Annotated in this window: 16 protein-coding genes; 9 read left to right on the top strand and 7 right to left on the bottom strand. The window is 75.3% G+C overall.

The features are described from left to right. Positions 1-2 precede the first annotated feature (2 nt). From IF01_RS0134195 to IF01_RS0134165, 7 genes are all read left to right on the top strand, one after another. Positions 3-1,760, top strand: a complete 1,758-nt coding sequence (locus IF01_RS0134195) for a glycoside hydrolase family 36 protein (protein WP_030397501.1) — start codon at positions 3-5, stop codon at positions 1,758-1,760. Positions 1,761-1,803: 43 nt separating this feature from the next. Continuing rightward, a complete protein-coding gene (locus IF01_RS0134190) occupies positions 1,804-2,835 on the top strand; it encodes a LacI family DNA-binding transcriptional regulator (RefSeq protein ID WP_030397500.1) in 1,032 nt (343 codons plus the stop codon). A gap of 103 nt (positions 2,836-2,938) precedes the next feature. Beyond that, on the top strand, positions 2,939-4,186 hold the full coding sequence (locus tag IF01_RS0134185; protein WP_030397499.1) for a styrene monooxygenase/indole monooxygenase family protein: 1,248 nt from the start codon (positions 2,939-2,941) through the stop codon (positions 4,184-4,186). A 62-nt stretch (positions 4,187-4,248) separates the two neighbouring features. Then, entirely contained in the window at positions 4,249-6,561 is a 2,313-nt protein-coding gene (locus IF01_RS44570; RefSeq protein ID WP_051756763.1) for a protein kinase domain-containing protein, read from the top strand. Between the two features lie 2 nt (positions 6,562-6,563). Then, positions 6,564-9,011, top strand: a complete 2,448-nt coding sequence (locus IF01_RS0134175) for a serine/threonine-protein kinase (protein WP_051756761.1) — start codon at positions 6,564-6,566, stop codon at positions 9,009-9,011. A 142-nt stretch (positions 9,012-9,153) separates the two neighbouring features. Then, a complete protein-coding gene (locus IF01_RS0134170) occupies positions 9,154-9,837 on the top strand; it encodes a DUF6232 family protein (protein ID WP_051742158.1) in 684 nt (227 codons plus the stop codon). After that, the gene (locus IF01_RS0134165; protein WP_030397495.1) at positions 9,834-10,190 is read left to right on the top strand and encodes a hypothetical protein; all 357 of its coding nucleotides are present in this window, start codon (positions 9,834-9,836) and stop codon (positions 10,188-10,190) included. The genes IF01_RS0134170 and IF01_RS0134165 overlap by 4 nt, the downstream gene beginning before the upstream one ends. A gap of 141 nt (positions 10,191-10,331) precedes the next feature. Here IF01_RS0134165 and IF01_RS0134160 read toward each other — a convergent pair whose 3' ends face one another. Beyond that, entirely contained in the window at positions 10,332-13,172 is a 2,841-nt protein-coding gene (locus tag IF01_RS0134160; RefSeq protein WP_157855429.1) for a hypothetical protein, read from the bottom strand. A 333-nt stretch (positions 13,173-13,505) separates the two neighbouring features. On the opposite strand from IF01_RS0134160, the gene IF01_RS0134155 reads away from it, so the two are divergent. Then, complete coding sequence (locus IF01_RS0134155; RefSeq protein ID WP_030397493.1) at positions 13,506-14,957, top strand: WGR domain-containing protein; 1,452 nt, start codon at positions 13,506-13,508, stop codon at positions 14,955-14,957. Positions 14,958-15,227: 270 nt separating this feature from the next. Beyond that, on the top strand, positions 15,228-15,623 hold the full coding sequence (paaI, locus tag IF01_RS0134150; RefSeq protein ID WP_030397492.1) for a hydroxyphenylacetyl-CoA thioesterase PaaI: 396 nt from the start codon (positions 15,228-15,230) through the stop codon (positions 15,621-15,623). Between the two features lie 57 nt (positions 15,624-15,680). Here the strand turns inward: paaI and IF01_RS0134145 are convergent, their stop codons facing one another. The 6 genes from IF01_RS0134145 to IF01_RS0134120 are packed head-to-tail and all read right to left on the bottom strand — an operon-like array spanning position 15,681 to position 23,071. Beyond that, on the bottom strand, positions 15,681-16,934 hold the full coding sequence (locus tag IF01_RS0134145) for a phenylacetate--CoA ligase family protein (RefSeq protein ID WP_030397491.1): 1,254 nt from the start codon (positions 16,932-16,934) through the stop codon (positions 15,681-15,683). Positions 16,935-16,955: 21 nt separating this feature from the next. Further along, a complete protein-coding gene (locus IF01_RS0134140) occupies positions 16,956-17,870 on the bottom strand; it encodes an SDR family NAD(P)-dependent oxidoreductase (RefSeq protein WP_078880543.1) in 915 nt (304 codons plus the stop codon). After that, complete coding sequence (locus IF01_RS0134135) at positions 17,867-19,162, bottom strand: MFS transporter (RefSeq protein WP_030397489.1); 1,296 nt, start codon at positions 19,160-19,162, stop codon at positions 17,867-17,869. Before IF01_RS0134135 ends, IF01_RS0134140 begins: the two co-directional genes overlap by 4 nt. After that, positions 19,159-20,466, bottom strand: coding sequence for a phenylacetate--CoA ligase family protein (locus IF01_RS0134130; protein WP_030397488.1), 1,308 nt, complete (start codon positions 20,464-20,466; stop codon positions 19,159-19,161). The genes IF01_RS0134135 and IF01_RS0134130 overlap by 4 nt, the downstream gene beginning before the upstream one ends. Continuing rightward, positions 20,463-21,563 (bottom strand): ATP-grasp domain-containing protein, encoded by a 1,101-nt coding sequence (locus tag IF01_RS0134125; RefSeq protein ID WP_030397487.1) that lies wholly within the window; start codon positions 21,561-21,563, stop codon positions 20,463-20,465. The genes IF01_RS0134130 and IF01_RS0134125 overlap by 4 nt, the downstream gene beginning before the upstream one ends. Then, a complete protein-coding gene (locus IF01_RS0134120; protein ID WP_244215717.1) occupies positions 21,560-23,071 on the bottom strand; it encodes a KamA family radical SAM protein in 1,512 nt (503 codons plus the stop codon). Before IF01_RS0134120 ends, IF01_RS0134125 begins: the two co-directional genes overlap by 4 nt. Positions 23,072-23,074 lie beyond the last annotated feature (3 nt).

The raw sequence follows: 23,074 nt of genomic DNA, 5'->3' as shown, positions 1-23,074 counted from the left end.
CCATGACGGACACCAGCGACGAGATCTGGGAGCCCCACGCCCCCGCCACCACCGCGCGCCCCCGCCCGGTGGACCTGCCCGGCGCCGACGCCGGACGGCTGGAGCTGCTGGTCGCCGGGACGGCGAGCGTGCACGTCCTCAGCGAGGGCGTCATCGAGGTCACCGCCGAGGACCCGGACGGCGGGACCGGGGACGTCCGGATCGAGTGGCGCACCCCCTGCGTCGACGTCACCTCCTACTGGACCCCCGACCCGCGCGGCACCGGCTGGCTGCCCACCGCCTGGAACGCCCCGCGCCGCACCAGCCTCTCCCGCGGCGCCCCCGTCGCCGCCCTGGTCGGCACCGGGGACACCACGGTCTGCGCCTTCGCCACCGACCGCGAGGAGGTGCTCGCCAGCGCCGGCGTCGTCGAGGAGACCGGCGAGTTCCGGTTCTGGGTCCAGGCCGCCGGCCGCCTCACCGTCCGCATCGACACCTCCGGCCGCCACTTCGGCCGCAGCCTCGCCGAACTCGCCGACTGGTGGACCGACGGCCGCCCGGTCCACGTCCCCACCGCCGCCCGCCTGCCCGCGTACTCCACCTGGTACGCGCTGCACCAGAACATCACCCCCGAGACCGTCGAACGGCAGGCCGCCCTCGGCAAGGAGCTTGGCCTCGACACGATCATCGTCGACGACGGCTGGATGACCACCGACCGCACCCGCGGCTACGCCCACTGCGGTGACTGGGAACCCCACTCGCTGCCCGACACCGCCGCCCACGTCGCCCGCGTCCACGACCTCGGCGTCCAGTACATGCTCTGGTACGCGCTCCCGTTCATCGGGAAGGACAGCGCCGCCTGGGCCGAACTGAGCCGGTACACCCTCGTCGACGCCCCCCACATGGGCGCCGTCGTGGTCGACCCCCGGTACCCGGCGGTCCGCGCCCACCTGGTCGACCGGCTCGCCCGGGCCGTCGAGGAATGGGGCATGGACGGGCTCAAGGTCGACTTCATCGACTGGTTCGGCGTCCAGGACCCGCCCGCCCCCGGGCCCGAGGCCGACTGCGTCTCCGTCGACGAGGGCCTGCACCTGCTGCTCGCCGAGATCCGCCGCCGGACCGTCGCCGCCGCGCCAGAGTCGATGATCGAGCACCGCCAGCCCTACGTCAGCCCCGGCCTGTGGCCCTACGCCACCATGGTCCGGGCCGTCGACTGCCCGCTCAGCTCGCAGGAGAACCGGCAGCGCGTCGTCGACACCCGGCTGATCGCCGGACCGCTCGCCGTCCACTCCGACATGCTGATGTGGCACCCCACCGAACCGGCCGAGCAGATCGCCTGCCACCTGATCAACGTCCTGTTCGGCGTGCCGCAGATCTCCGTCGACCTCGCCGTGCAGAGCCCCGCCCAGCGCGAGGCGCTCGCCTTCTGGCTCGGCGTCTCCCGCGACCACGTCGACACCCTGCAGCTCGGCGAGTTCCGGCCGGCCCGGCCCGACCTCGGCTACCCGATGGTCGGCGCCGTCGGCGACGGCACCACCGTCGTCGCCCGGTACGCGGCACTGCCCGTCGCCACCGGCACGGAGGCCGCCGGCGAGTGGCGTACGCTGCTGGTCGCCAACGCCGACGCCGACCCCGGGGTACGCCTCACCGGCGGCCGGGGCACCGCCGAGGCGACCGTCCAGGACGCCCGCGGCCGGACCGTCGGCACCTCGACCGTCCACCTGGACGGCGGCCTCGTCGACGTCCCCCGGGGCGGCCTGCTGACCCTCCGCCGGGTCTGACGGCCGGCGCCCGGCGGGGCGGCACCCATGTGAAGGAGAACCGATGACCACCCCGGGAGCACGCCCCGCGCGCCGCGTCACCACCATCGCGGACGTGGCCCGGGCGGCCGAGGTGTCCCGGCAGACCGTCTCCAACGCACTCAACGCCCCGCACCGGGTCCGCCCCGACACCCTCGCCCGGGTCAACGCGGCGATCGAGCGGCTCGGGTACCGGCCCGACCAGTCCGCCCGGTCGCTGCGCACCGGCGAGCGCCGCACCATCGGCTACCTCGCCCCGGTCGACGACCCCTTCGACCCCAACCCGCTGATGGCGGGCTTCCTCGAGGCCCTCGTCGACGCGGCCGGGGCCGTGGGCCACCACGTCCTGCTCCTCCGCCCGGCGGCGGGGGAGCAGGACGTCCGGGCGGTGATCGACGGTGTGGTGGCCGCCCGCCAGGTCGACGGCCTGGTCCTCGCCGACGTCCTCCCCGACGACCCCCGCGCCGCCCACGCCGCCCGGGTCGGCATCCCCTTCGCCGCCTTCGGCCGCACCGGGCCGGGCCTGCCGCAACACTGGGCCGACATCGACAACACGGCCGCCACCGCCGGGATCGCCCGCCACCTCGCCGCCCGCGGCCACCGCCGGGTCGCCTTCGTCGGCGCGGCCACCACCCTGCCGTGGCTCGCCGCCCGCCGCGAGGGTTTCCACCACGAGGCCGCCCGCCTCGGCCTCTCCCTCGCCCCGGCACCCCCCGCCGGCGGCCTGCGCGCCCTGCTGCGCGGCCCGGACCGGCCGACCGCCCTCGCCGCCGACAACGACCTCGCCGCCCTCGACATCTACGAGGCCGCCCGCGCGGAGGGCCTCCAGGTCGGCCGCGACCTCGCCGTCACCGGCTTCCACGACACCCCCCTCGCCCGCCACCTCCACCCGCCGCTGACCTCGGTGCGGCTCCCGCTGCGGACCATCGCCACGACGGTGGTCGGGCGGCTGCTGGCGCAGTTGCGTTCCGATGCGCCGGTGGGGGCGGAGGGGGTCGAGCTGGCGGCGGAGTTGGTGGTGCGGGAGAGCTCGGCGGGGGCCGCGCCGGGGAGTTGAGGGTGCCCGCCGGTGTCGGCGTTCCGGTGCGGAACCGCACCTCCTCGCATTCGGACTGACGTAGCATCACCTCCTTCGTTCGTCGTCGGCACGGAGGTGCGGGATGCGTCGGGTTGCGATCGTCGGGGCGGGGCAGGCGGGGCTGCAGGTGGCGTTGGGGCTGCTGGCGGCCGGTGGGTACGAGGTGACGGTGGTGTCCGGCCGGACGGCGGGGGAGCTGCGGGCGGGGCCGGTGCTGTCGACGCAGGCGATGTTCGGCCCGGCGCTGCGGGTGGAGCGGGCGGCCGGGCTGGACCTGTGGGCGGGGGAGGCGCCGCAGGTGCGGTCGGTGGACGCCGTGCTGGTGCCCGAACCCGGACTGCGGGCACTGGAGTTCAGCATGACGCTGGACGAGCCCGCGCAGTCGGTGGACCAGCGGATCAAGATGGCGCGCTGGCTGGAGCTGGTCGAGGAGCGCGGCGGGCGGGTCGAGTACCGGGAGCTGGACCGGGCCGGGCTGGCCGGGTCGGCGGCGGCCCACGAACTGACGCTGGTCGCGGTCGGACGGGGCGAGCTGGCCGGGATCTTCGCGCGCGACGCCGCCCGCTCCCCGTTCGATGCCCCGCAGCGACGGCTGGCGGCGCTGTACGCGCACGGCGTGGGCGCGCCCGATCCGGCGGCCGGACCGCGGGCGCGGATGCACGCGGTGCCCGGGGTGGGGGAGTTGTACCTCCAGCCCGCCCTCACCCGCTCGGGGCCGTGCGACATCCTGCTCTGGGAGGCGGTGCCCGGCAGCGCGTTCGACTGTTTCGGCGACCGTCCGTCCGGCACCGAACAGCTGCACCGGATGCGGGAGTTGATGGCGGAGTACCTGCCCTGGGAGGCGGAGCTGTGGGCGGCGGCCGAGCCGACCGACGCGGGTGCGTCGCTCTACGGCGCGCTGACCCCGGTGGTGCGGCACCCGGTGGCGCGGCCGGACGGCGGGGCGGCGGTGCTGGGGATCGGGGACGCGCTGGTGGTCAACGACCCGATCACCGGCCAGGGCGCCAACAGCGCGGCGCGGGCGGCCGAGACCTATCTGCGGGCGATCGTCGGGCGCGGCGACGGGCCGTTCACCGCGGAGTGGATGACGGAGCTGTTCGAGGGCTTCTGGGAGCGGCACGCCCGCCACGGGGTGGCGCTGACGGCGGACCTGCTGACGATGCCGGAGCACCTCCAGGGGGTGTTCGGCGCGGCCGCCGAGCACGAGCAGGTGGCCCGCCGACTGGCCAACACCTACGCCGAACCCGCCGACCACGCGGCCTGGCTGGCGACGCCGGAGCTGACGGCGGCCTACCTGGCCACCCTCCCGCGGCCGGGGCGAAGCGGCTGATCGGCTGTCATGATCGCGCCGTGGCGCCTAGGGTGTGAAAACTCACGGGGGAGGTGGACACGGTGGAGCAGCTCGGACCGACGGATCCGCGGCGGGCGGGGCCCTATGTGCTGGCCGGCCGGCTGGGGGCCGGTGGCATGGGGGCGGTGTACCTGGGCCGGGCGGCCGGCGGGCGGACCGTCGCGGTGAAGGTGGTGCGTCCGGAGCTGGCGGGGGACGGGTCGTTCCGGGCGCGGTTCCGGCAGGAGGTGGCGGCCGCGCGGCGGGTGTCGGGGGCGTTCACCGCGCCGGTGGTGGACGCCGACACCGAGGCCGCGATGCCGTGGATGGCGACGGCGTTCGTGGCCGGGGTGCCGCTCCAGCGGGCGGTGTCCGCGCACGGCCCGCTGCCGGAGGGGACGCTCCGGACCCTGGTCGCGGGGCTCGCCGAGGCCCTGGGCGAGATCCACCGCGCGGAGCTGATCCACCGGGACCTCAAGCCGGGCAATGTGCTGCTGGCCCTGGACGGCCCGCACGTCATCGACTTCGGCATCTCCCGGGCGGCCGACGACACCGGGCTGACCACCACCGGTTCGGTGATCGGCTCGGCCCCGTTCATGTCGCCCGAGCAGGCGCTCGGCGAGCCGCTGACGCCGGCCAGCGACGTGTTCTCGCTGGGTTCGACCGTCGCCCACGCGGCGCTCGGCCGGCCGCTGTTCGGCGAGGGCGTGGCGGCGGCCGTGCTGTTCCGGGTGGTGAACACCGAGCCGGACCTCGGCGGGCTGCCGGACGGCCTGCGGCACCTGGTGGCGGGCTGTCTGGCGAAGAACCCGGCGCACCGGCCGACGCCGCGTCAGCTGGTCGAGCTCGTCGAGCGGACCGGCCGCCCGCAGACCTCCGGCGGCTGGCTCCCGCCGGGGGTGGCCGCGGACGTGCTGGCGGTGCGGCGGCTGCTGACCGCCCCGCAGCCGGCCCCACCTCCCGGTATTTCCCCGGTCTCCGCCGTCTCCCCGGTCAGCGACGGGCCGGTCCTCCCGGCCCCGACCGCCCAGGACGTCCTGACCGCCCAGGGCGTCCTGGAGCGCCGCCCGCCCCGGCGCGCCCTGCTGCTCGGCCTGGGGATCGGCGGCGGGGTGTTCGCCGCCGGGGGGACGGTCGCCGTCGTCGTGGTCCGGCAGCGCCGGCGGACGCCCGCCGGAGCCTCCTCGGACGGGAAGTCCCCCGGAGCGACGGCGTCCGGCGCGGCGCAGGCCGTCGACCGGCCCACGGGGGCGGACGTCAAGGAGGGCGTGCTGTCCTGGAAGACCTCGCCGCCGGAGCCCTGTTCGCAGGCGCTCGCCGCCGGTGACCTGGTGGTGGGCGTGGGGGAGGGCGGCCTGGCGGCCTTCGACCGGCACGGCACCGCGGCCTGGACCTTCGACGCCCGGGCGACCGGGCTGCGGCTGGCGGCCTCCAGGGTCGCCGGCCGGCGGGCGGTCCTGGACGGCGGCCTGCTGTACACCGGCGCGACGAAGATGGCCGTGGTCACCGAGGCGGGGCAGCCGACCGTGTCGTCCACCACGGCCCTGGTCGCCGTCGACCCGGCGACCGGCAAGGAGGCCTGGCGGGCCGAGACCGAGGGGTTCCGGACGGGCGGGGTGCTCCAGTTCGTCGGCGTCCGGGCAGGCCGGGCGTACCTGTTCGGGTTCGGCGACGGGACGGGCAAGGTCACCGGCGGCCACGTCTGGGCGGTCGACCTCGCGGCCCGGGCGACCGCGTGGTTCCGCGGCCTCGACGGATTCGCCCTGCTCGGGGCCCTGCCGCCGGACGGCGACCAAGTGCTCGTCGGAGGGGAGAAGACCGTGCAGGGCCTGGACCGGGACGGGCGGACCCTCTGGTCCCGGGACACCGTCCTGTCGGCCGTCGGCGCGGTCGGCGGACGCTTCCTGACCGTCGTCGACGGTGTGCTGTCGGCCCTGGACGCGGCCACCGGCTCGCCGGTCTGGACGGTGCCGGGGGTGCTCCCGGCGGCCGGCGGCTCCGGCGGCGCCGTCGTCGCCTCCGAGGACGGCACCCTGCTGTTCTGCCTGCTGAAGGACACCGACGGCGGTTCCTCGCTGGGCACCCTGGACGCCGCCACCGGCGCGGTCCGCCGGCGCACCCCGCTGCCGCGCGAGTCCGACCAGGGGCTGCCACCGGTCGCCCGGCGCCAGTGCGCCGACGGCAATGTGTACCGGCTGGGCGCGGACGCCGTGCTGTGGGCCCTCGACCCCGCCGACGGCAGGCCCAGGTGGAAGTTCACCGGCCTCCGCGGCACCGACCCCCAGAACCTCTCCTGGACGGCGGGCGGCGGACGGGTGTGCCTCGCCGACTCCTCCGCCGGCACCATCGCCTCGCTCTTCGCGAACGGAGCCTGACCATGCGCGGACCGGAGCCGGGGGACCCGACCAGGATCGGCCCCTACGCCCTGCTCGGCCGGCTGGGCGCGGGCGGCATGGGCGTGGTGTTCCTCGGCCGCTCGGCCGGCGGGCGCACCGTCGCGGTCAAGCTCGTCCGCCCCGAACTCGCCGGGGACCAGGGCTTCCGGGCCCGGTTCCGGCACGAGGTGCGGGCGGCGCGCGCGGCCTCCTCGGCGTTCACCGCGCCGGTGGTGGACGCCGATCCGGACGGGCCGGTGCCCTGGCTGGCCACCGCCTTCGTGCCGGGGGTCGGACTGGACGAGGCGGTGCGGCTGGTCGGGGCGTTCCCCGAGCACGTGCTGCGGATCCTGGCGGCCGGGGTCGCCGAGGAACTGCGCGCCATCCACGCCGTCGGGCTCACCCACCGCGACCTCAAGCCGAGCAATGTGCTGCTGGCCCTGGACGGCCCGCACGTCATCGACTTCGGGATCGCGCGGGCCGCCGACGGCAGTGTGATCACCGCCGAGGGCGCGATCTTCGGCACCCCCGCCTACATGTCCCCGGAACAGGCGCTGGGGCGGACGGCGACGCCCGCGAGCGACGTGTTCTCGCTCGGCGCCACGCTGGTGCACGCGGCCTCCGGCGGCCGGGGGCCCTTCGACGGCGAGGGCGGCGGCCACCCGCTGGCGCTGCTGAACCGGGTGGCGCACGAGGAACCGGACCTGTCGGCGGTGCCGGAGGGGCTGCGGCCGCTGGTGGCCGCCTGCCTGGCGAAGGACCCGGCGGACCGGCCGGCGCCCGCGCAGGTGCTGGCCGCGGTGGCGCGGGACGGGTCGCCGCTCGGGGTACGCGGACCGTGGCTGCACCCGGTGCTGGTGGAGCGGATCGAGCAGGCCGCGGCCGTCCTGGCACCGGACGCCGCCCCGCCGCCACTGCCGTCACCGCCATTGCCGCCGTCGCCGGAGAGCCCGGTGGACGATCCGACCGTGCCGCTGCGCCCGGACGCTCCGCCGCGCCCGACCCTGCCGCTGCTCCCCGCCGCGCCGCCCCCGCCCCCGTCCCCGCCGGCGGGCCCGTCGCGCCGCAAGCTGCTGTGGGGTCTGGCGGGCGGCGCCGCGGCGCTGGCGGGCGGAGGGGCCGCGCTCGCCCTCGGCCTGCCGGATGGCAGCGGGTCCGGCCGCAGCGGCGCCGCGCCGACCGGCGGGCCCTCGTCCGGTGTGTCGGCGGCCCCCGCCGCCGCGTCCGGGACCCCCTCGACGACCCCCGCGACGCCGCCCTCCGCGACGCCCTCGGCGGCGGTCACGATCGGGACCGGCACCGTCGCCACCCCGTTGTGGACCGGGCCGGTCACCGAGGCCCTGGTCCAGGTGGTGGGCTCGGAGCGGGCGGTGCTCGCCGTCGGCAAGGACCACATCTGGGCCTTCGACCTCACCGGCCGCCCGCTCTGGGGCCCGGTGCCCAACTCGATCGACTCGACCACGACCTATCTGGGAGGCGACACGGTCGCACTGGACGGCTCCCGGGTGTACACGGCGACCAGCGGCAGCCGGTACGGGTTCGACCGCCTGGTGCGCGCACTCGACCTCGGCACGGGCCAGGAGGTCTGGAACACCGGGGAGTTGGCCAAACTGGTGCAGTCCTTCGCGGTGCCGGGGATGCTCGACGGCGCCGTCCTCGTCACCGGTGTCAGCACCGACGGGGAGAGGTCGACCGGCACCGTCTGGGCCGTCGACGGGCAGACCGGCAAGGTGAACTGGTCGACCCGCACCCCGGACGAGGACTGGGGCCGGATCAGGCTGATGGTGCCCTCCTCGGGGCGGACCCTGCTCTGGGCGCGCGCCACCCTGCGCGGCGACGCGCCGAGGATCACCGGGGTCGACGCCGGCGACGGCGGCCGGATCCGCTGGAACCAGCCGGCCCCGGGTGTGTCGACCACCGCCTCCCAGGCGAGCCCGGCACTGAACGCCCTCTGGTACGACGGCCCGCACACCTCGGCGGGCGGACGCTTCCTCTTCCTGTCCGACCACCTCTACGCGCTGGAGCCGGACACCGGCCAGGTGGCCTGGCAGTCCGCCGACACGGTGCTCTACCAGGGCGTGGTGGCCTCCCCGGACGGCGCCACCGTCTACGCCTCCGGGATCGACCGCGCGGACCTGGGCATGACCATGGTCGTCCGCTCCTTCGACGCCGCGACCGGCCGCCCGGGGTGGACCGCCCGGACGGCCCGGGAGCCGGGCGCACTGAAGCCGCCCGCCCTGCACTGCGCGGACGGCAACGTCTACCTCTACCTCGGCACCACGGTCCACGCACTGGACGCCGCCACCGGCATCACCGGATGGAGCTTCCAACTCGGCAGCACCACCGGCGGCTTCGGCCCGATCGCCCTGTGGGCGGGCGGCGGCCTGCTGTTCGGCAACACCGACCAGGGCCTGGTCGCCTTCCCCGCCGACGGGAAGCCCCGCGGCTGACCGGTCGTCAGCGGTTCGCGCGGTCGGGCGACCGTGCGGTGCGGAGGGATTGTGCATGACAGCCGTCGATGGCACGGTGATTGCGCATTCTCGGGATCGTCGGTCGTGGGCCGGGCCCCGAGCGGACACGCGAGGGGGAAGCGTGGAGAAGAACGATCGGTCCGACCGTCCCTGGCGGGACCCGGCGCGGCAGTTGCCGCCGCTGCCGCCGCCGCCACGGCCGTCGGCACCGCCGACGATCGGGGACCGGGGCGGCCTGCCCTTCTCGACCGGCCCGTCGGCGGTGCTGACGGGCTCGGTCGACCTGAGGGTCAGCAAGCGGCTGCTGTGGGTCGGCGGGGCCGCGTACCCGCTGCACAACATCGTGCGGGTCTACGCCTTCGTGCTGATGCCCAAGCGCAAGGAGGCGGTGCTGAGGTTCGCGCGGCAGGTGGTGCAGGCCTCGACGCTGGCCCTGCTCGCCGTGGTCGGCTCCGGGTTCCCGTTCGGGGTCGGGAAGGAGGTCGAGCCGTTCAAGGGGCTGGCCCTGACCGTGGCGTTGTTCTGGGTGGGGTACGGGTTCCTGGAGATGTCCCGCGTCATCGCCGCTCCTGCGATGCCGGTCCTGGCGGTGGACACCGCCGGGAACGCGACGGCGCTGGTCGGGACGGCCGACCGGCGCGAGCTGCGGGAGGCGGTCCGGCTGCTCTCGCACGCGCTGGAGAACCCGGAGTTCGAGGTCGAGCTGTCGATCCGGTCGCTGACGGTCAACACCGGGAACTACCACTTCGGCGACAACGTGAACATGTACGGCGGCAGCGGCAACACGGGGAAGGCGACGGGATGAGCGGCGACCACTTCCACGGCGACGTGGTGAACATGTACGGCGGCACCGACAACAAGGGCATCGTGCACCACCACGCGCCGGGCGCGGACAGCGTCCGGGCGACCGATGAACTCACCCGGGCGGTGCAGGAGTTGATCACTCTGCTGGTCGAACTCCGGGACGGCGTGGCGCCGCTGGCCGCGGAGTCCATCGACGAGGCGCTGCCGGCCATCGTCGTCGGCCCGCAGGCGGTGCCGCGCGAGCGCCACCGGGCGCTGATGGCGGTGGCGGGGATCGCCGCCACCGTCGGCGCGGTCGGCGTGCCCGTCGTCGAGGCGGTCCAGCGGGTCCTGGGCCTGCTCGGCGGCCAGTAGGTCCGGACGCTGGACCGGGGCGGGCGGCGCGCAGCCGTTCGGCCGGTGCTCGTCGGCGTCCGGGCGTTCGGGCCGTCGGACCGTGTCGCCGGCCCGGACCCCGGGCCGTCGGACCGTGTCGCCGGCCCGGACCCCGGGCCGTCAGACCGTGTCGCCGGCCCGGAGCTCCTTGGCGATCTGGCGCCGTCCGGCGATCAGCGCCTCGGCCAGCACACCGGCCGTGACCAGGGCGGTCAGCGCCAGCGCCGGGGGGAGGACGGCGCCGGGGCGCAGCGGCAGGCCGGGCGGCACGTCGGTGCCGAGCAGGGCGGACAGGTCGAGCGCCGGGCCGAGCAGGACGACGGCGGCGAGCGAGGCGAGCAGGCCACCGGCCGCCGCGAGCAGCGTCTGCGGCAGGGTCTCGACCAGGATCAGCGCCAGCCCCTGACGGGGCCGCAGCCCCATGGTGCGCAGCCGGGCCAGCGCGGCGGACCGGTCGGGGGCGGCGCGGACCAGCGTGAGCAGGGCGGCGAGCAGGGCGAACGCGCCCGCGCCGGCGGTGCCGACGCGGAACACCAGGACGGCGGCCTGCCGCAGCGGGTCCTCGGTGAGTTCCGCGGTGAGCGCGGCACTGGTCCTCACCAGGTAGCCGTCCGGGATGTCGCCGGGGTTCGGGCCGACCACCGGGACGCCGGTCCGCCGCGCGGTGTCGGCGACGATCGGGTGCACGGGCAGGTCCCGGGTCAGCGACCGGACGGCCGTTTCGTCGATGTCGCCGACGGCGAACCAGTGGCCGTGGTCCCCGAGTCCGGGCACCCGGGCGGTGGCGGGGCCGGCCGGGAGCACGACGAACGGGTGGGTGGAGTCGCGCAGCGCCGGGGTGGCGTCGATGGTGCCCGCGTACTGGGCGCGCAGTTCGCCGGTGCTGGTCAGGTAGATCCGCTCCGCCCCGGCCCGACCGCCGAGTTGCTCGACCAGTCCGCGCGAGTACAGGGCGGGGACGGGGACTTCGCGGGCGTCCGGCCCGGTCGGGCCGTCGGGGGCGGCCAGTTGCGCCGGGTCGAAGGCGCCGCGCCCGAGGGACCGGGAGATCTCCGCGTAGGCCGTCGGGTCGACGACCACCAGGCTGATGGTGAGGTGGGGCCGGTCCGGGCGCAGTACGGCCGCGTCGGTCAGCAGGGTGACATTGGTGGCGGCCCGTACGCCGGGCAGCCGGTCGGCCCGTTCGGCGAAGGAGTCGGCCAGGCCGAAGCCCTTGGGGGCGCTCACCATGACGTCGCCGCCGGTGGCGAGGCGGGCCTCGCGGGCCCGGCCGGAGTCGACCGCCCCGATCACGTCGGCGCCGAACCCGGCCGTGGTGACGGCGAGCAGCAGCGCGAGCGTCGGCAGTACGGCCGGGCGCGGACGGCCGCCCGCGCCGCGGGCCGCACCGGCCAGGCCGAGGAAGCCGACGGCGCCGCGCCGCCGGCCGACCGCGCGGGCGAGGGCGCCGATCAGCGGCGGCTGGATCCGGGCCAGCAGCAGGCCGGTGCAGAGGGCGATCAGCAGTGGGGCGGCGACCAGCAGCGGGTCGATCCCGGCGCCGGGCGGGGCGGCGCCGCGCCGGCGGACCTCGACCACCGCGGCGGCCGTCAGCAGCAGCAGGCCGAGTTCGCCGACGAGCCGTCGCGCGCCGCCGCGCCGGACGGCCCGGCGGGGCGTCAGCAGAATCAGCGCCCGGGCCGGGAAGGCCAGCAGCGCGCACAGCGTGGCCGTCACCGCCGCGAACAGCGCCGCACCCCAGCGGGGAGTGGGCAGCAGCAGGAGGGCGAGCAGCGTCCCGAGGGCGGCGCCGGGCAGGACGACCGCCGCGCCCTCGCCGAGCAGCCGCCGCAGCACCTCCCGGCGGGAGCCGCCGCGGGCCTGGAGCAGCAGGAGTTCGGGCCCGCGCCGGTCGGCGGCCAGCGCGGCGGCCAGGCACAGGACGACGGTGACGACGCCGGCCAGACCGGCCGGGCCGAGCGCCGCCAGCGGGGCGGCGGCGTCCCGGCGGGCGGTGGCCAGCGCGAACAGGTCCGGCAGCGAGGAGAAGGTGCGCAGGTCGGAGCGGCCGGTGGCGGCGGCCAGGTCGGCGGCGGTGGGGCCGCTCAGATAGCTCGCGAGCTCGTGGGCGGCGTCGGGCAGCCGGTCGGCGCGCAGCGAAGACGGGTCGACCGGCAGCCGCCAGGAGAGCTCACCGCCCTGGGCCCATTCCCTCAGCCGTGGCAGCTCGTCGCCGCCGGTCAGGCCGACCGCGCTCCAGAGGCGGAGCCACTCGAAGGTCTGCGGGATCTCCAGGCAGGGCCGGCGCAGGCAGTAGAGGTCGGTCCAGTACGGGTCGTTGTCGTCGTTCACCCGGAAGGTGCCGACCACCTCGGTGGCCGGGGACGGCTTCGTACCGGGTCCGAGTTCCTCCGTCAGCACGTCGCCGACCCGGATGTTGAGCTTCTCGGCCGTCTGCTCCGCGACCACGATCGGCAGCGGCCGGCCGGGGGCGGCGGTCGGCCAGCGGCCCTCGACCAGGGTGGTGTGCTCGGAGAGCCCGGCCAGGTGGCGCAGTTCCAGGCGCGGGGACGGGCCGTCGGGCCGGGACAGCTGCGGATTGCCGAGGGTCTTCGGCCGGACGCCCCGCACGCCGTACACCGGTCCGCTCGCCGAGACGCGGAACTCCCCGCCGGTGCGGGCGGTCAGTTGCGCGGCGACCGAGGCCAGGGTGGCGGAGTCGTCGCCGGGGCGCAGGTCGGATCGGCTGACCAGGCTGGTCGCGCCGATGCCGCGGTCGCGCAGGAAGTCGCGCAGGGCGGCGTCCTCGCCCCGGTCGACGCCCCGGGGGAGCCCGGCGGAGAGCAGCACCACCACGAACACCAGCACGCCGTTCAGCAGCGCCGTCCAGGGCGCGGCCCGCAGCCGGGTGCGGACCCACCGGGCGGGCCGGTGCTCGGTGCGCACCGGGGGTGCGGTGGTTGCTGCCGCCGGGCCCTGCATCCGCGTTCTCCCCGCCCCCTGCGCCCGTCCCTGCGGGCGGGCGGTCGCCGATCCCGGCCCCTGGTGACCGGATAGCGGACGATGCTGTCAGAGCGGGGGACGCTGCGGAAGGTCCGTTCGGGCAGACCGCGCGGGGCGTCCGGGCCGGGCGGGGGCCGGGTGGTTCGTCGCCGTCCGGTGCGGTCCGGCCCGCGCCGGTGGCGGCGACCCGGGACGGGGAGGGCCCGCGGGTGCCCTGTCGGTGCCGGGGGCTAGGTTCTGAGGTGTCGCCGGGCACCGCGCCCGCAGCGCCGGAACACCCCGTCACGCCCGTGCCCGGAAGGGGCCCACGCCATGTCAGCCACCGCCACCGACACGCAGTCGACGTACCTGGAACTGTCCGAGGACGCAGGCAGCGCGCACAAGTTCTACGAGGTCCTGGTGGCCGGCGTGGACGTCACCATCACCTACGGGCGGATCGGCGAGAGCGGCCAGAGCAAGACCACCGCCTACCCCACGCCGGAGAAGGCCGCGTCGGCCGCCGCCAAGAAGATCGGCGAGAAGGTCCGCAAGGGCTACGCCCCGGCGGTGCGCGGGGTGCGCGAGCGGCGGGCGGTGACGCGGCGGGCGATCGTCAGCACCCGTTCGACGGCCCGGCAGGCCCCGGTGCTGTGGCGGTTCAACTCGGGCGCGGCGGCGTTCGGCATCTTCGTCGGCGAGGAGCACGCCTGGGTGGGCAACGAGCGCGGCGACGTCTACACGCTGACCCACGACGGCGCGGTGACCGGCCGCTACGGGCTGCCGGACGGCGTCAAGTGCATCGTCGCGGACGACTGGTGGATCTACGCGGGCTGCGACAACGGCAAGGTGTACGACCTGGGCGGCAAGGTGCCCCGGGTGGCGTACGAGATAGCCGAGGACGTCGACATCTACTGGCTGGACATCCACGACGGCGTGCTCGGCGTGGCCGACGCGCGCGGCGGGATCACCACCGTCGACCACGAGGACGAGTTCCAGTGGCGGCGTTCGGCCGAGGGCACCGACGGCTGGATGGTGCGCTGCGACAACGACGGTGTGTACCACGGGCATTCGCGCGGTGTGAGCCGGTACGCGGCGCGCGGCGGCGCCCCGGTCTGGCACACCCGCACCGACGGCGAGGTGCTGTTCGGCTGGCAGGAGCGGGAGGAGGTGTTCGCCGGCACCTCGCGCGGCTCGGTGCACCGGCTGCGCAAGGCGGACGGTTCGGAGGTGGCCCGCTACCGCTGCGACGCCGCGGTGTTCTCCTGCGCGGCCTCGCCCGACGGCCGGTACGTGTTCGCGGGCGACAACCACTCCTCGGTGTACTGCTTCGACGCCGACGGCACCCGGCTGTGGAAGCTCGGCACCGGCTGCGGCTCGGCGTACAGCATGCAGTACCGCGACGGCCGGCTGTACCTGGTGACCACGGACGGTTCGCTGGTCTGCCTGGACGCGAGCGAGGCGGCGGTGCGCGCGGCCGAGGAGGGCCGGCTGCCGCAGGCCGCCGAGGTGGACGGCAGCGGCTGGACGGCGGCGGTGGCCGGCGCGGAGATCGAGTCGGTGGTCGTCGGTTCGGCGGGCGCCGCGGGCGGCATCGAGGTGGAGTGCGTGCAGGACGGCACCCGGCTGCGGGTGCGGGTGGTCTCGCCGGGCTACGACGCGACCCGCCGGGTGCAGTTCCCGAAGGACATCCGGGTGCCCGGCGCGCGGTACCTGGTGGCCGAGGTGCTGGAGTCCGGCAGCGGCTCGTTCTACCGGGCGCGGGGGGACATCAAGCGGCTGCTCTGAGTTCTCCTGACGGACTTTCCGTTCCCGTCGGGAGACCGTTGACAGCCCGTCGCGGGCCTCGGTGTAATGCGGGTGCAATACGCACGCACGGCACACCGACCGACCGTTTCGGGCTGTTACCGGGGAAAGCAGGGCGTCATGAGCGTGGACACCGTGGCTGTCGAGGATTCGGCCGGTTCGGCGGATTCGACGGGTTCGGCCGGTTCGGTGGATCCGGCCGGGTCCGCGGCTTCCGGCGGGGCGGCGGCGGGCGGGGTGCCCAATTCCCGGATGGCCGCGCTGTACGAGCGCGACCTGACCTGCCAGGGCCTCGGGATCACGCTCGACGAGGTGTCCACCGGGCGGGCGTCGATGCGGATGACGGTGGCCCCGGCGATGGTGAACGGGCACGGCATCGCGCACGGCGGCTACCTGTTCCTGCTCGCCGACGCGGCGTTCTCCTACGCCTGCAACAGCTACGGCCCGGTGACGGTGGCGCAGGCCGCGCAGGTGACTTTCCTGGCGCCGGCGGCGGTCGGGGACGAACTGGTGGCGGAGGCGGTGGAACGCACGCGTTCCGGGCGCACCGGCATTTACGACGTGACGGTGCGGAATGCGGCCGAAAAGGTGATCGCGGAATTCCGGGGCCAGAGCGTGATGCTGGCCGGACAGCCGCACACGGCCTGAGCACCTGAGCCCGAAGGCGGGCCGGGGGGAGCGGATTCCCCCCGGCCCACGGGCGCGTCACGCCGGCGGGCGCTCGTCCACCACCTGCTGGAGCTTGCCGGTGCGCGGGTTGGTGACCAGCTCGGCGCGGGGCACCCACTCCACCTCCAGGTCGTGGATCACCCCGGCCGCCACGTCGTCCGGGTAGAGCGGCCGGGCCCGGTACACCGCCTCGACCAGCCGCTCGGCCAGACCGGCCGGCGGCTCCTCGGTGTACCCGAGCCGCAGGACCAGCCCGTCCTTGCCGTCCCAGCGGCGCTGCACCATCTGCATCCCGGAGATCACCTGGTCCGGGTCGTGGGCGAGCAGGACGGCGCGGATCTCCTCGGTCGGCATCGCCACGGTGCCCACCCGGGCGCCCTCGACCGACCGTCCGACCAGCCGGAACCGGCCGCGCTCCAGGTCGACCCACTCGGCCCGGTCACCGGTCGGGTAGCGCAGGATCGGCATCAGGGTGCGGAACAGGTTGGTGACCACCACCCGCCCGGGCACGCCGAGTTCGGTGATCGGCTCGCCCGTCACGTCGTCGACCAGCTCCACCACCGTGCGGTTCGGGAAGGCCTCGTGCACCCGGACGTCGTCGCCGGGCACCGGCGCGCCGACCAGGCCGGCGTCCACCGAGGCGTAGCCGATCGAGGCGACGGCCGCGTTGGGGAACGCGCGGGAGAGGATCGGCCGCAGGTCGGCGAAGAGCAGGTCCCCGCCGAACAGCAGGAGTTCGATCCGCTCGGCCACCTGCCCGTGCTTGACCAGGTGCTCGGCGACGGAGCTGAGCTTCATCGGCTCGCCGGCCAGCACGTCCACGCCGAAGTCCTCGATCAGCCCGGCGATGTACGCGTCGGGCGCGGCGCCGACCGGCAGCCGGACGTTGTCCACCGGGGCGTGGTGCAGGGCGTTCTCGATGTAGAGGAAGCCGCCGTACAGCTCGCCGGCCCAGAACAGGTTGGCGACCCGGTGCCCGGGCTTGAGGCCGGCCTGGACCAGGCCCGCGCCGAAGGCGGTGACCGAGTCGGCGTGCTCGGTGCGCGACCAGGGGGAGAACTTGGGCACGCCGGTGGTGCCGCCGGTCTTGTAGACGCCGCCGTCGAGCAGCGGCCCGGTCAGCAGGCGGTTGTCCGGCCAGGAGTTGGCGGCCCAGAACGCGGTCTGCTCGATCAGCGGGAGCTGCGAGAGGTGTTCGACGCGCTCCGGCAGGTCCCGGTAGAGCTCGGCGTAGAAGGGGGAGTTGCGGCGGGCGAAGTCGATCAGTTCGGGCAGGGGTTTGGCGGGCACGGTAGGGCTCCTGACAATCGATCAGTGGGGGTCGGGGCGGCCGATCCAGGTGCGGGCGAGGGTCTGGACGGCCGAGCCGTCCGGGTCGGCGAGCTTCTGCGCCAGGTAGTCGGCGGCCCAGGCGTTGGTGGGCACCCGGAAGGCGGGTCGCTCGGCGCGCAGCGTGCGCACCACGACCTCGGCCACCTCCCGGGCCGGCTGTCCGGCGGCCTCCCAGCCCTGGCCGCCGACCCAGCCGAGGTAGTCCTCGAAGGTCGGCGCGTAGGGCCCGGAGGCCGCCCCGATGGTGCGGCGGTCGATGTCGGGGAAGATCCCGAACCGGGTGTCCGGCACGAAGCCGGGGACGACCACGGAGACCCGCACGCCGTGCGCGCCGGCCACCGGGGCGAGGCTCTCCATGAACCCCTCGACGGCGGCCTTGGCGGCGCAGTACGCCTCGTTGAACGGCTGGCCGACCACGCCGTGCACACTGCCGATGGTGACCAGCCGGCCGCCGGAGGCGCGCAGCAGCGGCAGCGCGGCGCGGCTGACGGCGATCACGCCGAAGAAGTTCACCTCCAGATTGGCCCGCAGCGCGGCGTCGGTGGACATCTCCAGCGTGGGGTCGAAGTTGGAGACCCCCGCGTTGTTGACCACTGCGTCCAGCCGTCCGTGGGCGGCGGCCACGCCGTCGACGCAGGCGGCGACGGAGGCGGCGTCGGTGACGTCGAGCCGGCGCACGTCCAGCTCGACCCCGGCCTCCTCGGCGGCCTTCCGCAGGTCGTCGGCGCGGTCCGGGTCGCGCAGGGTGGCCACGGTGGTGAACCCGGCCCGGGCGGCGGCCACGGCGGTGGCCAGGCCGATGCCGGAGGAGCAGCCGGTGACGAGCAGGACCTCGCCCGTCGGTGCGGCTGCGCCGTCGTCCCGGCCGTCCCGGACGGCGCCGGTGGCGCTCACGGCGCGCTCTCCGTCAGCTCGGGCTCGGCGTCCGCCGCCTGCGGCTGCACCTGGCGGGCGGCGGCGTCCAGCCGGGACTGGATGCCGAGGGCGGGCAGGAAGGAGCAGGCCGCCAGCAGGGTGCCGCCGGCCATCACCCAGCGCGCCGCGTCCAGGATCCCCAGCGGATCGGTGAGCGCGGACACGGCGACGCCGCCGACCAGCGCGGCGAGCGGGATCACGCCCCAGGTGACGGTGCGGAACGCCGCGTGCATCACGCCCTGGTGCTCGGCGGACATCCGGGACTGCCGGGTGGGCGCGCTGCACACGTTGATGCAGGACATGAAGAAGCCGTAGCAGCCCATGGTCACCGCGATCACCAGGACGGCGGGCAGCGCGGGCGCGGCCAGCACGCCCAGCCCGACCAGGCAGTGCAGCAGCAGCGACCAGGCCAGGGTGCGGCCCAGGCCCAGCCGCCGGCTGATCCCGGGGGCGACCACGGCGCCGGTGAGCGCGCCGACGGCGCCGACCGACATGGCGGCGCCGAACTGGCCGACCGAGACGTCCAGGCCCCGGTAGGCGAGCACGGGCAGTACCGTGACGAAGACCGGCCCGCCGGAGTTGAGCGTGACCGCGGCCAGCACCACCCGGCGCAGCACCGGATCGGCCCAGTTCATCCGGAAGCCGGCCGTCAGCCGCTCCCAGACGGTGCCCTCGACGACCGTGCGCTCGCCCCAGGGCTGCATGTAGCGGAAGCAGGTGGCGGAGATCAGGTAGCTGGCGGCGTCCACCACCAGGGCGCCCACGCCGAGCGCGCTGTAGAGCCCGGCGGCGATCGAGGGCCCGGCCACCTCGGCGACCGAGTTGCTGCCCTCCAGCCGGGAGTAGGCGGGCACCATCCTGTCCTCGGGGACCACCGCGGGGACGGCGATCAGGTACCCGACGTTGAAGAAGATGGTGGCGCCGCTGATCACGGCCACGCAGCCGAACAGCAGCGGGGTGGAGAGGAAGTCCAGCCAGTACGCGAGCGGGATCACCAGGACGGCGGCCAGCCGGAGCAGGTCGCAGACCAGCATGGTGCGGCGCTTGTCCCAGCGGTCCACCAGCACGCCGGCGATCGGGCCCAGCAGCGGGATGCCGAGGTACTGGGCCATCGCCACCACGCCGACCTGGAGGGCGGAGGCGTGCAGGACGAAGATCATCAGGGTGGGGACGACGAACACGGTGATCCGGTCGCCGACCACGCTGACGGTCTGGCCGGCCCAGAACAGGTTGAAGCCGCGCCCGAGGTCCTGCGGCTTTCGCAGCTTCACGAGGCCTCCCCGGTGGCAGTGGCGGGGGCGGCTTCGGGGGCCCCGGTGGTCCCGGCGGCATCCGCGGACTCGGCGTTCTCGGCGGCGCGGACCACCAGGGAGGCCGTCTTGCCGGTGCGGTCGTTGCTGACCAGCGCGTCGACGACCCGGACGGTGACGTGCTCGGGGTCGTGCTGGAACGCGGTGCTGAGGGTGAACGTCCCGGCCAGCAGCTCGGCCCGCAGCGCGGCCGCGTCCACCCCGGCGGCCGAGTCGGCCAGCAGCAGCACCTCCACCCCGGTGGCCCGGCCGCCGTCCTCGGTGACCACCACCTGCGCCCGGGAGACCCCCGGCTCCCGCTCGGCCCGGGCGACCAGCTCGTCCACGTGCAGACCGAGGCCGCGCACCTGGACGACGTTGTCCCGCCGCCCCAGCACCCGCATCGCGGCGCCCGGCCGGCCGCACGGGCAGGTGGTCAACTCGCCCGCGTCACCGGTGCGGTAGCGCAGCACCGGGTTGAGCATCTCGGGGTCGAGGGTGGTGAAGTCCAGCAGCCCGTCCGCACCGGCGTGCACCAGCTGGGTGGGCAGCGGGTGGAAGGTGTCGGCCGGGCAGTCGGGCGTGTTGGTGCCGACCACCCAGGTCTCGGTGGAGCCGAACATGCCCCAGCGGCGGGCCCCGGGCGCGACCACCGCGAGGTCCTCCTCCAGCTGCGGCTGCCAGGCCTCGCCCAGCCACAGCACCTTGCGTAGCGAGGGCAGCTTCAGCCCGGCCGCGCGGGCGTGCGCGAACCAGAGCCGCAGCACGCTCGGGGTGCCGCCGATCGCCGTCACCCCGCGGTCGGCGAGGAAGCCCAGCCAGTCCGGGTACTCCTCGCGGGTGATCGAGCCGAGCGCGATCACCCGGCAGCCGGCCCGGTCGGCCAGCGCGGCGGCCAGGAAGTGCGCGCCCCACATCCGGCCGGCGCCCCAGGCGTTGGCGAACACGTCCTCGCGGTCGAGCACCGGCCAGTGTTCGTGCACCTTGGCCATGTAGAAGCCGGTCGGCGCGTAACCCACCTTGGGCGCGCCGGTGGAGCCGCCGCTCTGGAACAGCCAGGTGGCGGCCGTGCCGGAGCGCGGCTCCAGGTGGGCGAGGGCGGTGTTCAGGTCGTCCTTGAGCAGCGGCGGCAGCGCGGCCAGCTCGTCCAGGGTGCGGACGGCCGCCGGGCGGTCGGCGTAGCGCGGGGCGAGCGCGGGTACCGTCCGCAGCCGCTCCAGGGTGGCGGCGGCGACGGTCAGTCGCGGTTCGGCCGCGTCCGGCGGCAGGGAAAACGCGTCGGTCATCGGGTTTCCGATCGGGGGGCGGAGGTCGTCGGGGCGCGGTGCGCGAGGGGTGAGAAGAGGCTGGACGGGGCGGACGGCGCGCCGTTGGCGAGCCACTTGGCGTGGGCGTCCCGGTAGGCGGTGAACCGGGCCCGGGTGATGTCCCGCTGGAGCGCGCGGTCCGGGTCGGTGAAGTCCGGGGCGATCACGCCGTCCGGCTCCAGCTCGGAGAACCAGTACTTCTCGCCGTCGTACAGGAAGTCCACGCAGAAGAACGGGATCGCCAGCTTCTCGGCGAAGTAGGCGGTGGCCTCGGCGAGTTCGGGCGGGATCGGCGGGAACTCCATCGTCCCGCCCCGGCTGGCGTTGGCCACCGGCGAGCCGGCCTCCGGCACCCGCCGCATCACCGCGTACGGCTCGCCGTCCACCACGTACACCCGGTAGTCGACCGTGCCGTCGCCCAGGTACGGCTGGGCGACGAGCGTGGTGTCGCCGCCCTGGGCGAGGCTGGCCAGGCCGCGGATGTCCTCCGGGCCGCGGGCGAGGTTGATCCCGCCGCCGCCGCACCAGCCGGAGGGCTTGACGATCGCCGGGTAGGTGAGCCGGTCGAGCGCCACCTCGTACTGGTGCTTGGCGACGTCCCGGCCGGTGCCGATCCGGATCGAGGGGATCGGCGGCACCGGCGAGTCGGCCAGGTGCAGCACGGTGGCGACCTTGTCGTTGCCGATCAGCGAGACGTACGGCGGGAACGGCAGGTAGAACCCGGCCTGCTCCAGCACCGCGTACAGCGAGTACTGGTTGAAGATGTCCATCGACTGGTACGGCAGCGAGTACAGCGCGGTGACGAACAGGGTGTCCTGCGGGGTCACCGGCTCCTCGTCCACGTACACCACCGGGTGGGCCGGGTCGGTGGCGTCCACGGTGACGGCGTCCGGCGAGTGGCGGCACCAGGTGAGGCCCAGCTCCTCGGCGATCTCCTCGTAGAGGTCCCAGAAGAAGTACCGCCACATCGCGGTGGTCCGGGTCGACTCGCGGTCGGGGAAGATCCAGCACATCCGGCGCAGCGGGCCGCCGGTGGACTGCGGGGTGGTGTTCGGTGGGCTGACGGGTGTCGTCACCGTGCTGCTCCTTCCTGCGGGGCGGGTGCGGCGGCCGCGGCGCGCGCGGCCCGCTCCGTCCACCAGCGGCGGCCGGACTCGGGGAGGGTGTCCACCGGGTCGTAGTAGGGGTGGCGGCGGTCGAGCGGATCGTCGCCGGCCGGCACGGCGCCGCCGGAGCGGGCCTCCAGCGCGGTGCGGTAGTTCTTGGTCCAGTACGAGATGCCGCGCTCGCGGTCGTAGGCCACGGCCTGGTGCACCCAGCGCTTGCCGAGCCTCGGCACGTCGCAGACCAGGCGCGGGGTGGCGTAGCCGGGCAGGTAGCCCATGATCGCCTCCTGGAGGTACTGGGCCCGGTGGACGCTGGTGCGCCAGTGCTCGGCGTTGGGGATCATGTCGCAGAGGTAGAAGTAGTAGGGCAGGATGTTCGCCTCGCCCTGGAGGGCGAAGCAGAGGTCCAGCAGGTCCTCCGGCGTGTCGTTGACGCCGCGCATCAGCACGCCCTGGTTGCGCACGTCGCGCACGCCCGCGTCGAGCAGCGCCCGGGCCGCCTCGGCGACCAGCGGGGTCACCGAGCGCACGTGGTTGGCGTGGGTGTGCACGGCCAGGTTGACGGCGCGGCGGGCGGCGACCGTCGCGACCCGGTGCACGCCCTCCAGGACCTGCGGCTGGAGCCAGTGCTGCGGCAGGCCGACCACCGCCTTGCTGGCGAGCCGGATGTCGCGGACCGACTCCAGCTCCAGCAGCCGCAGCAGGAAGGACTCCAGCTGCGGCCACGGCACGTTGGCGAGGTCGCCGCCGGAGACCACCACGTCGCGCACGGTCGGGGTGCGCTTGAGGTAGTCGAGCATCTGCTCCTGCCGGTGGGCCGGCCGCAGCACCAGCCGGGCCTTGGTGACCTGGGGGGTGGAGGTGCCGACCAGGTCCATCCGGGTGCAGTGCCCGCAGTACTGCGGGCAGGTGGAGACCAGTTCGGCCAGCACCTTGGTGGGGTAGCGGTGGGTGAGGCCCTCGACCACCCACATCTCGGCCTCGTGCAGCGAGTCGCGCTCGGCCTTCGGGTGGCTGGGCCACAGCGGGTGCCGGTCGGCGAGCACCGGCAGCATGTAGCGGCGCACCGGGTCGGCCAGGAACGCGGCGGTGAACGCCGCCGGGGTGGTGGGGGAGTGCGCGGCCATGGTGTTCAGCAGCTGCGGTGGCAGCAGGATCGGCATGGTCGCGAACTCGGCCTGGTCGGCGGCGAGTTGCTCGTAGAACTCGGGTGTGAGCAGATCGCCGACGACGGCCCGGAGCTGGCGGGCGTTCTTGACGCAGTGCGAGCGCTGCCACTGGGCGTCGCGCCACTGCGCCTCGGTGACGTCGCGCCAGCCGGGCAGTCGGCGCCAGTCCGGCTCCACCAGCCGGGTCCGGACGTACTGGTACGGCTGCGGGGGCGGGGCGGGTGCCGACGGTGCCGGTGCCGCCAGTGGTGGTGGTAGCGGTCCCGGTGCGGTGGCGGTGCGCGCGGGGGACACGAGGTGGTCGGTCATTCC

It is taken from the genome of Kitasatospora purpeofusca, from assembly GCF_000718025.1.
Taxonomy (GTDB): Bacteria; Actinomycetota; Actinomycetes; order Streptomycetales; family Streptomycetaceae; genus Kitasatospora; species Kitasatospora purpeofusca.
The sequence above is the reverse complement of the archived record's forward strand: the minus strand, read 5'-3'. Positions and strand labels throughout refer to the sequence as shown.

Excerpts from the sequence above, each read along its gene's own strand:
- IF01_RS0134195 (WP_030397501.1), top strand. The coding sequence starts at position 3 with ATGACGGACACCAGCGACGAGATCTGGGAGCCCCACGCCCCCGCCACC.
- IF01_RS0134190 (WP_030397500.1), top strand. The coding sequence starts at position 1,804 with ATGACCACCCCGGGAGCACGCCCCGCGCGCCGCGTCACCACCATCGCG.
- IF01_RS0134185 (WP_030397499.1), top strand. The coding sequence starts at position 2,939 with ATGCGTCGGGTTGCGATCGTCGGGGCGGGGCAGGCGGGGCTGCAGGTG.
- IF01_RS0134175 (WP_051756761.1), top strand. The coding sequence starts at position 6,564 with ATGCGCGGACCGGAGCCGGGGGACCCGACCAGGATCGGCCCCTACGCC.
- IF01_RS0134165 (WP_030397495.1), top strand. The coding sequence starts at position 9,834 with ATGAGCGGCGACCACTTCCACGGCGACGTGGTGAACATGTACGGCGGC.
- IF01_RS0134160 (WP_157855429.1), bottom strand. The coding sequence starts at position 13,172 with ATGCAGGGCCCGGCGGCAGCAACCACCGCACCCCCGGTGCGCACCGAG.
- IF01_RS0134155 (WP_030397493.1), top strand. The coding sequence starts at position 13,506 with ATGTCAGCCACCGCCACCGACACGCAGTCGACGTACCTGGAACTGTCC.
- paaI (WP_030397492.1), top strand. The coding sequence starts at position 15,228 with ATGGCCGCGCTGTACGAGCGCGACCTGACCTGCCAGGGCCTCGGGATC.
- IF01_RS0134130 (WP_030397488.1), bottom strand. The coding sequence starts at position 20,466 with ATGACCGACGCGTTTTCCCTGCCGCCGGACGCGGCCGAACCGCGACTG.
- IF01_RS0134120 (WP_244215717.1), bottom strand. The coding sequence starts at position 23,071 with ATGACCGACCACCTCGTGTCCCCCGCGCGCACCGCCACCGCACCGGGA.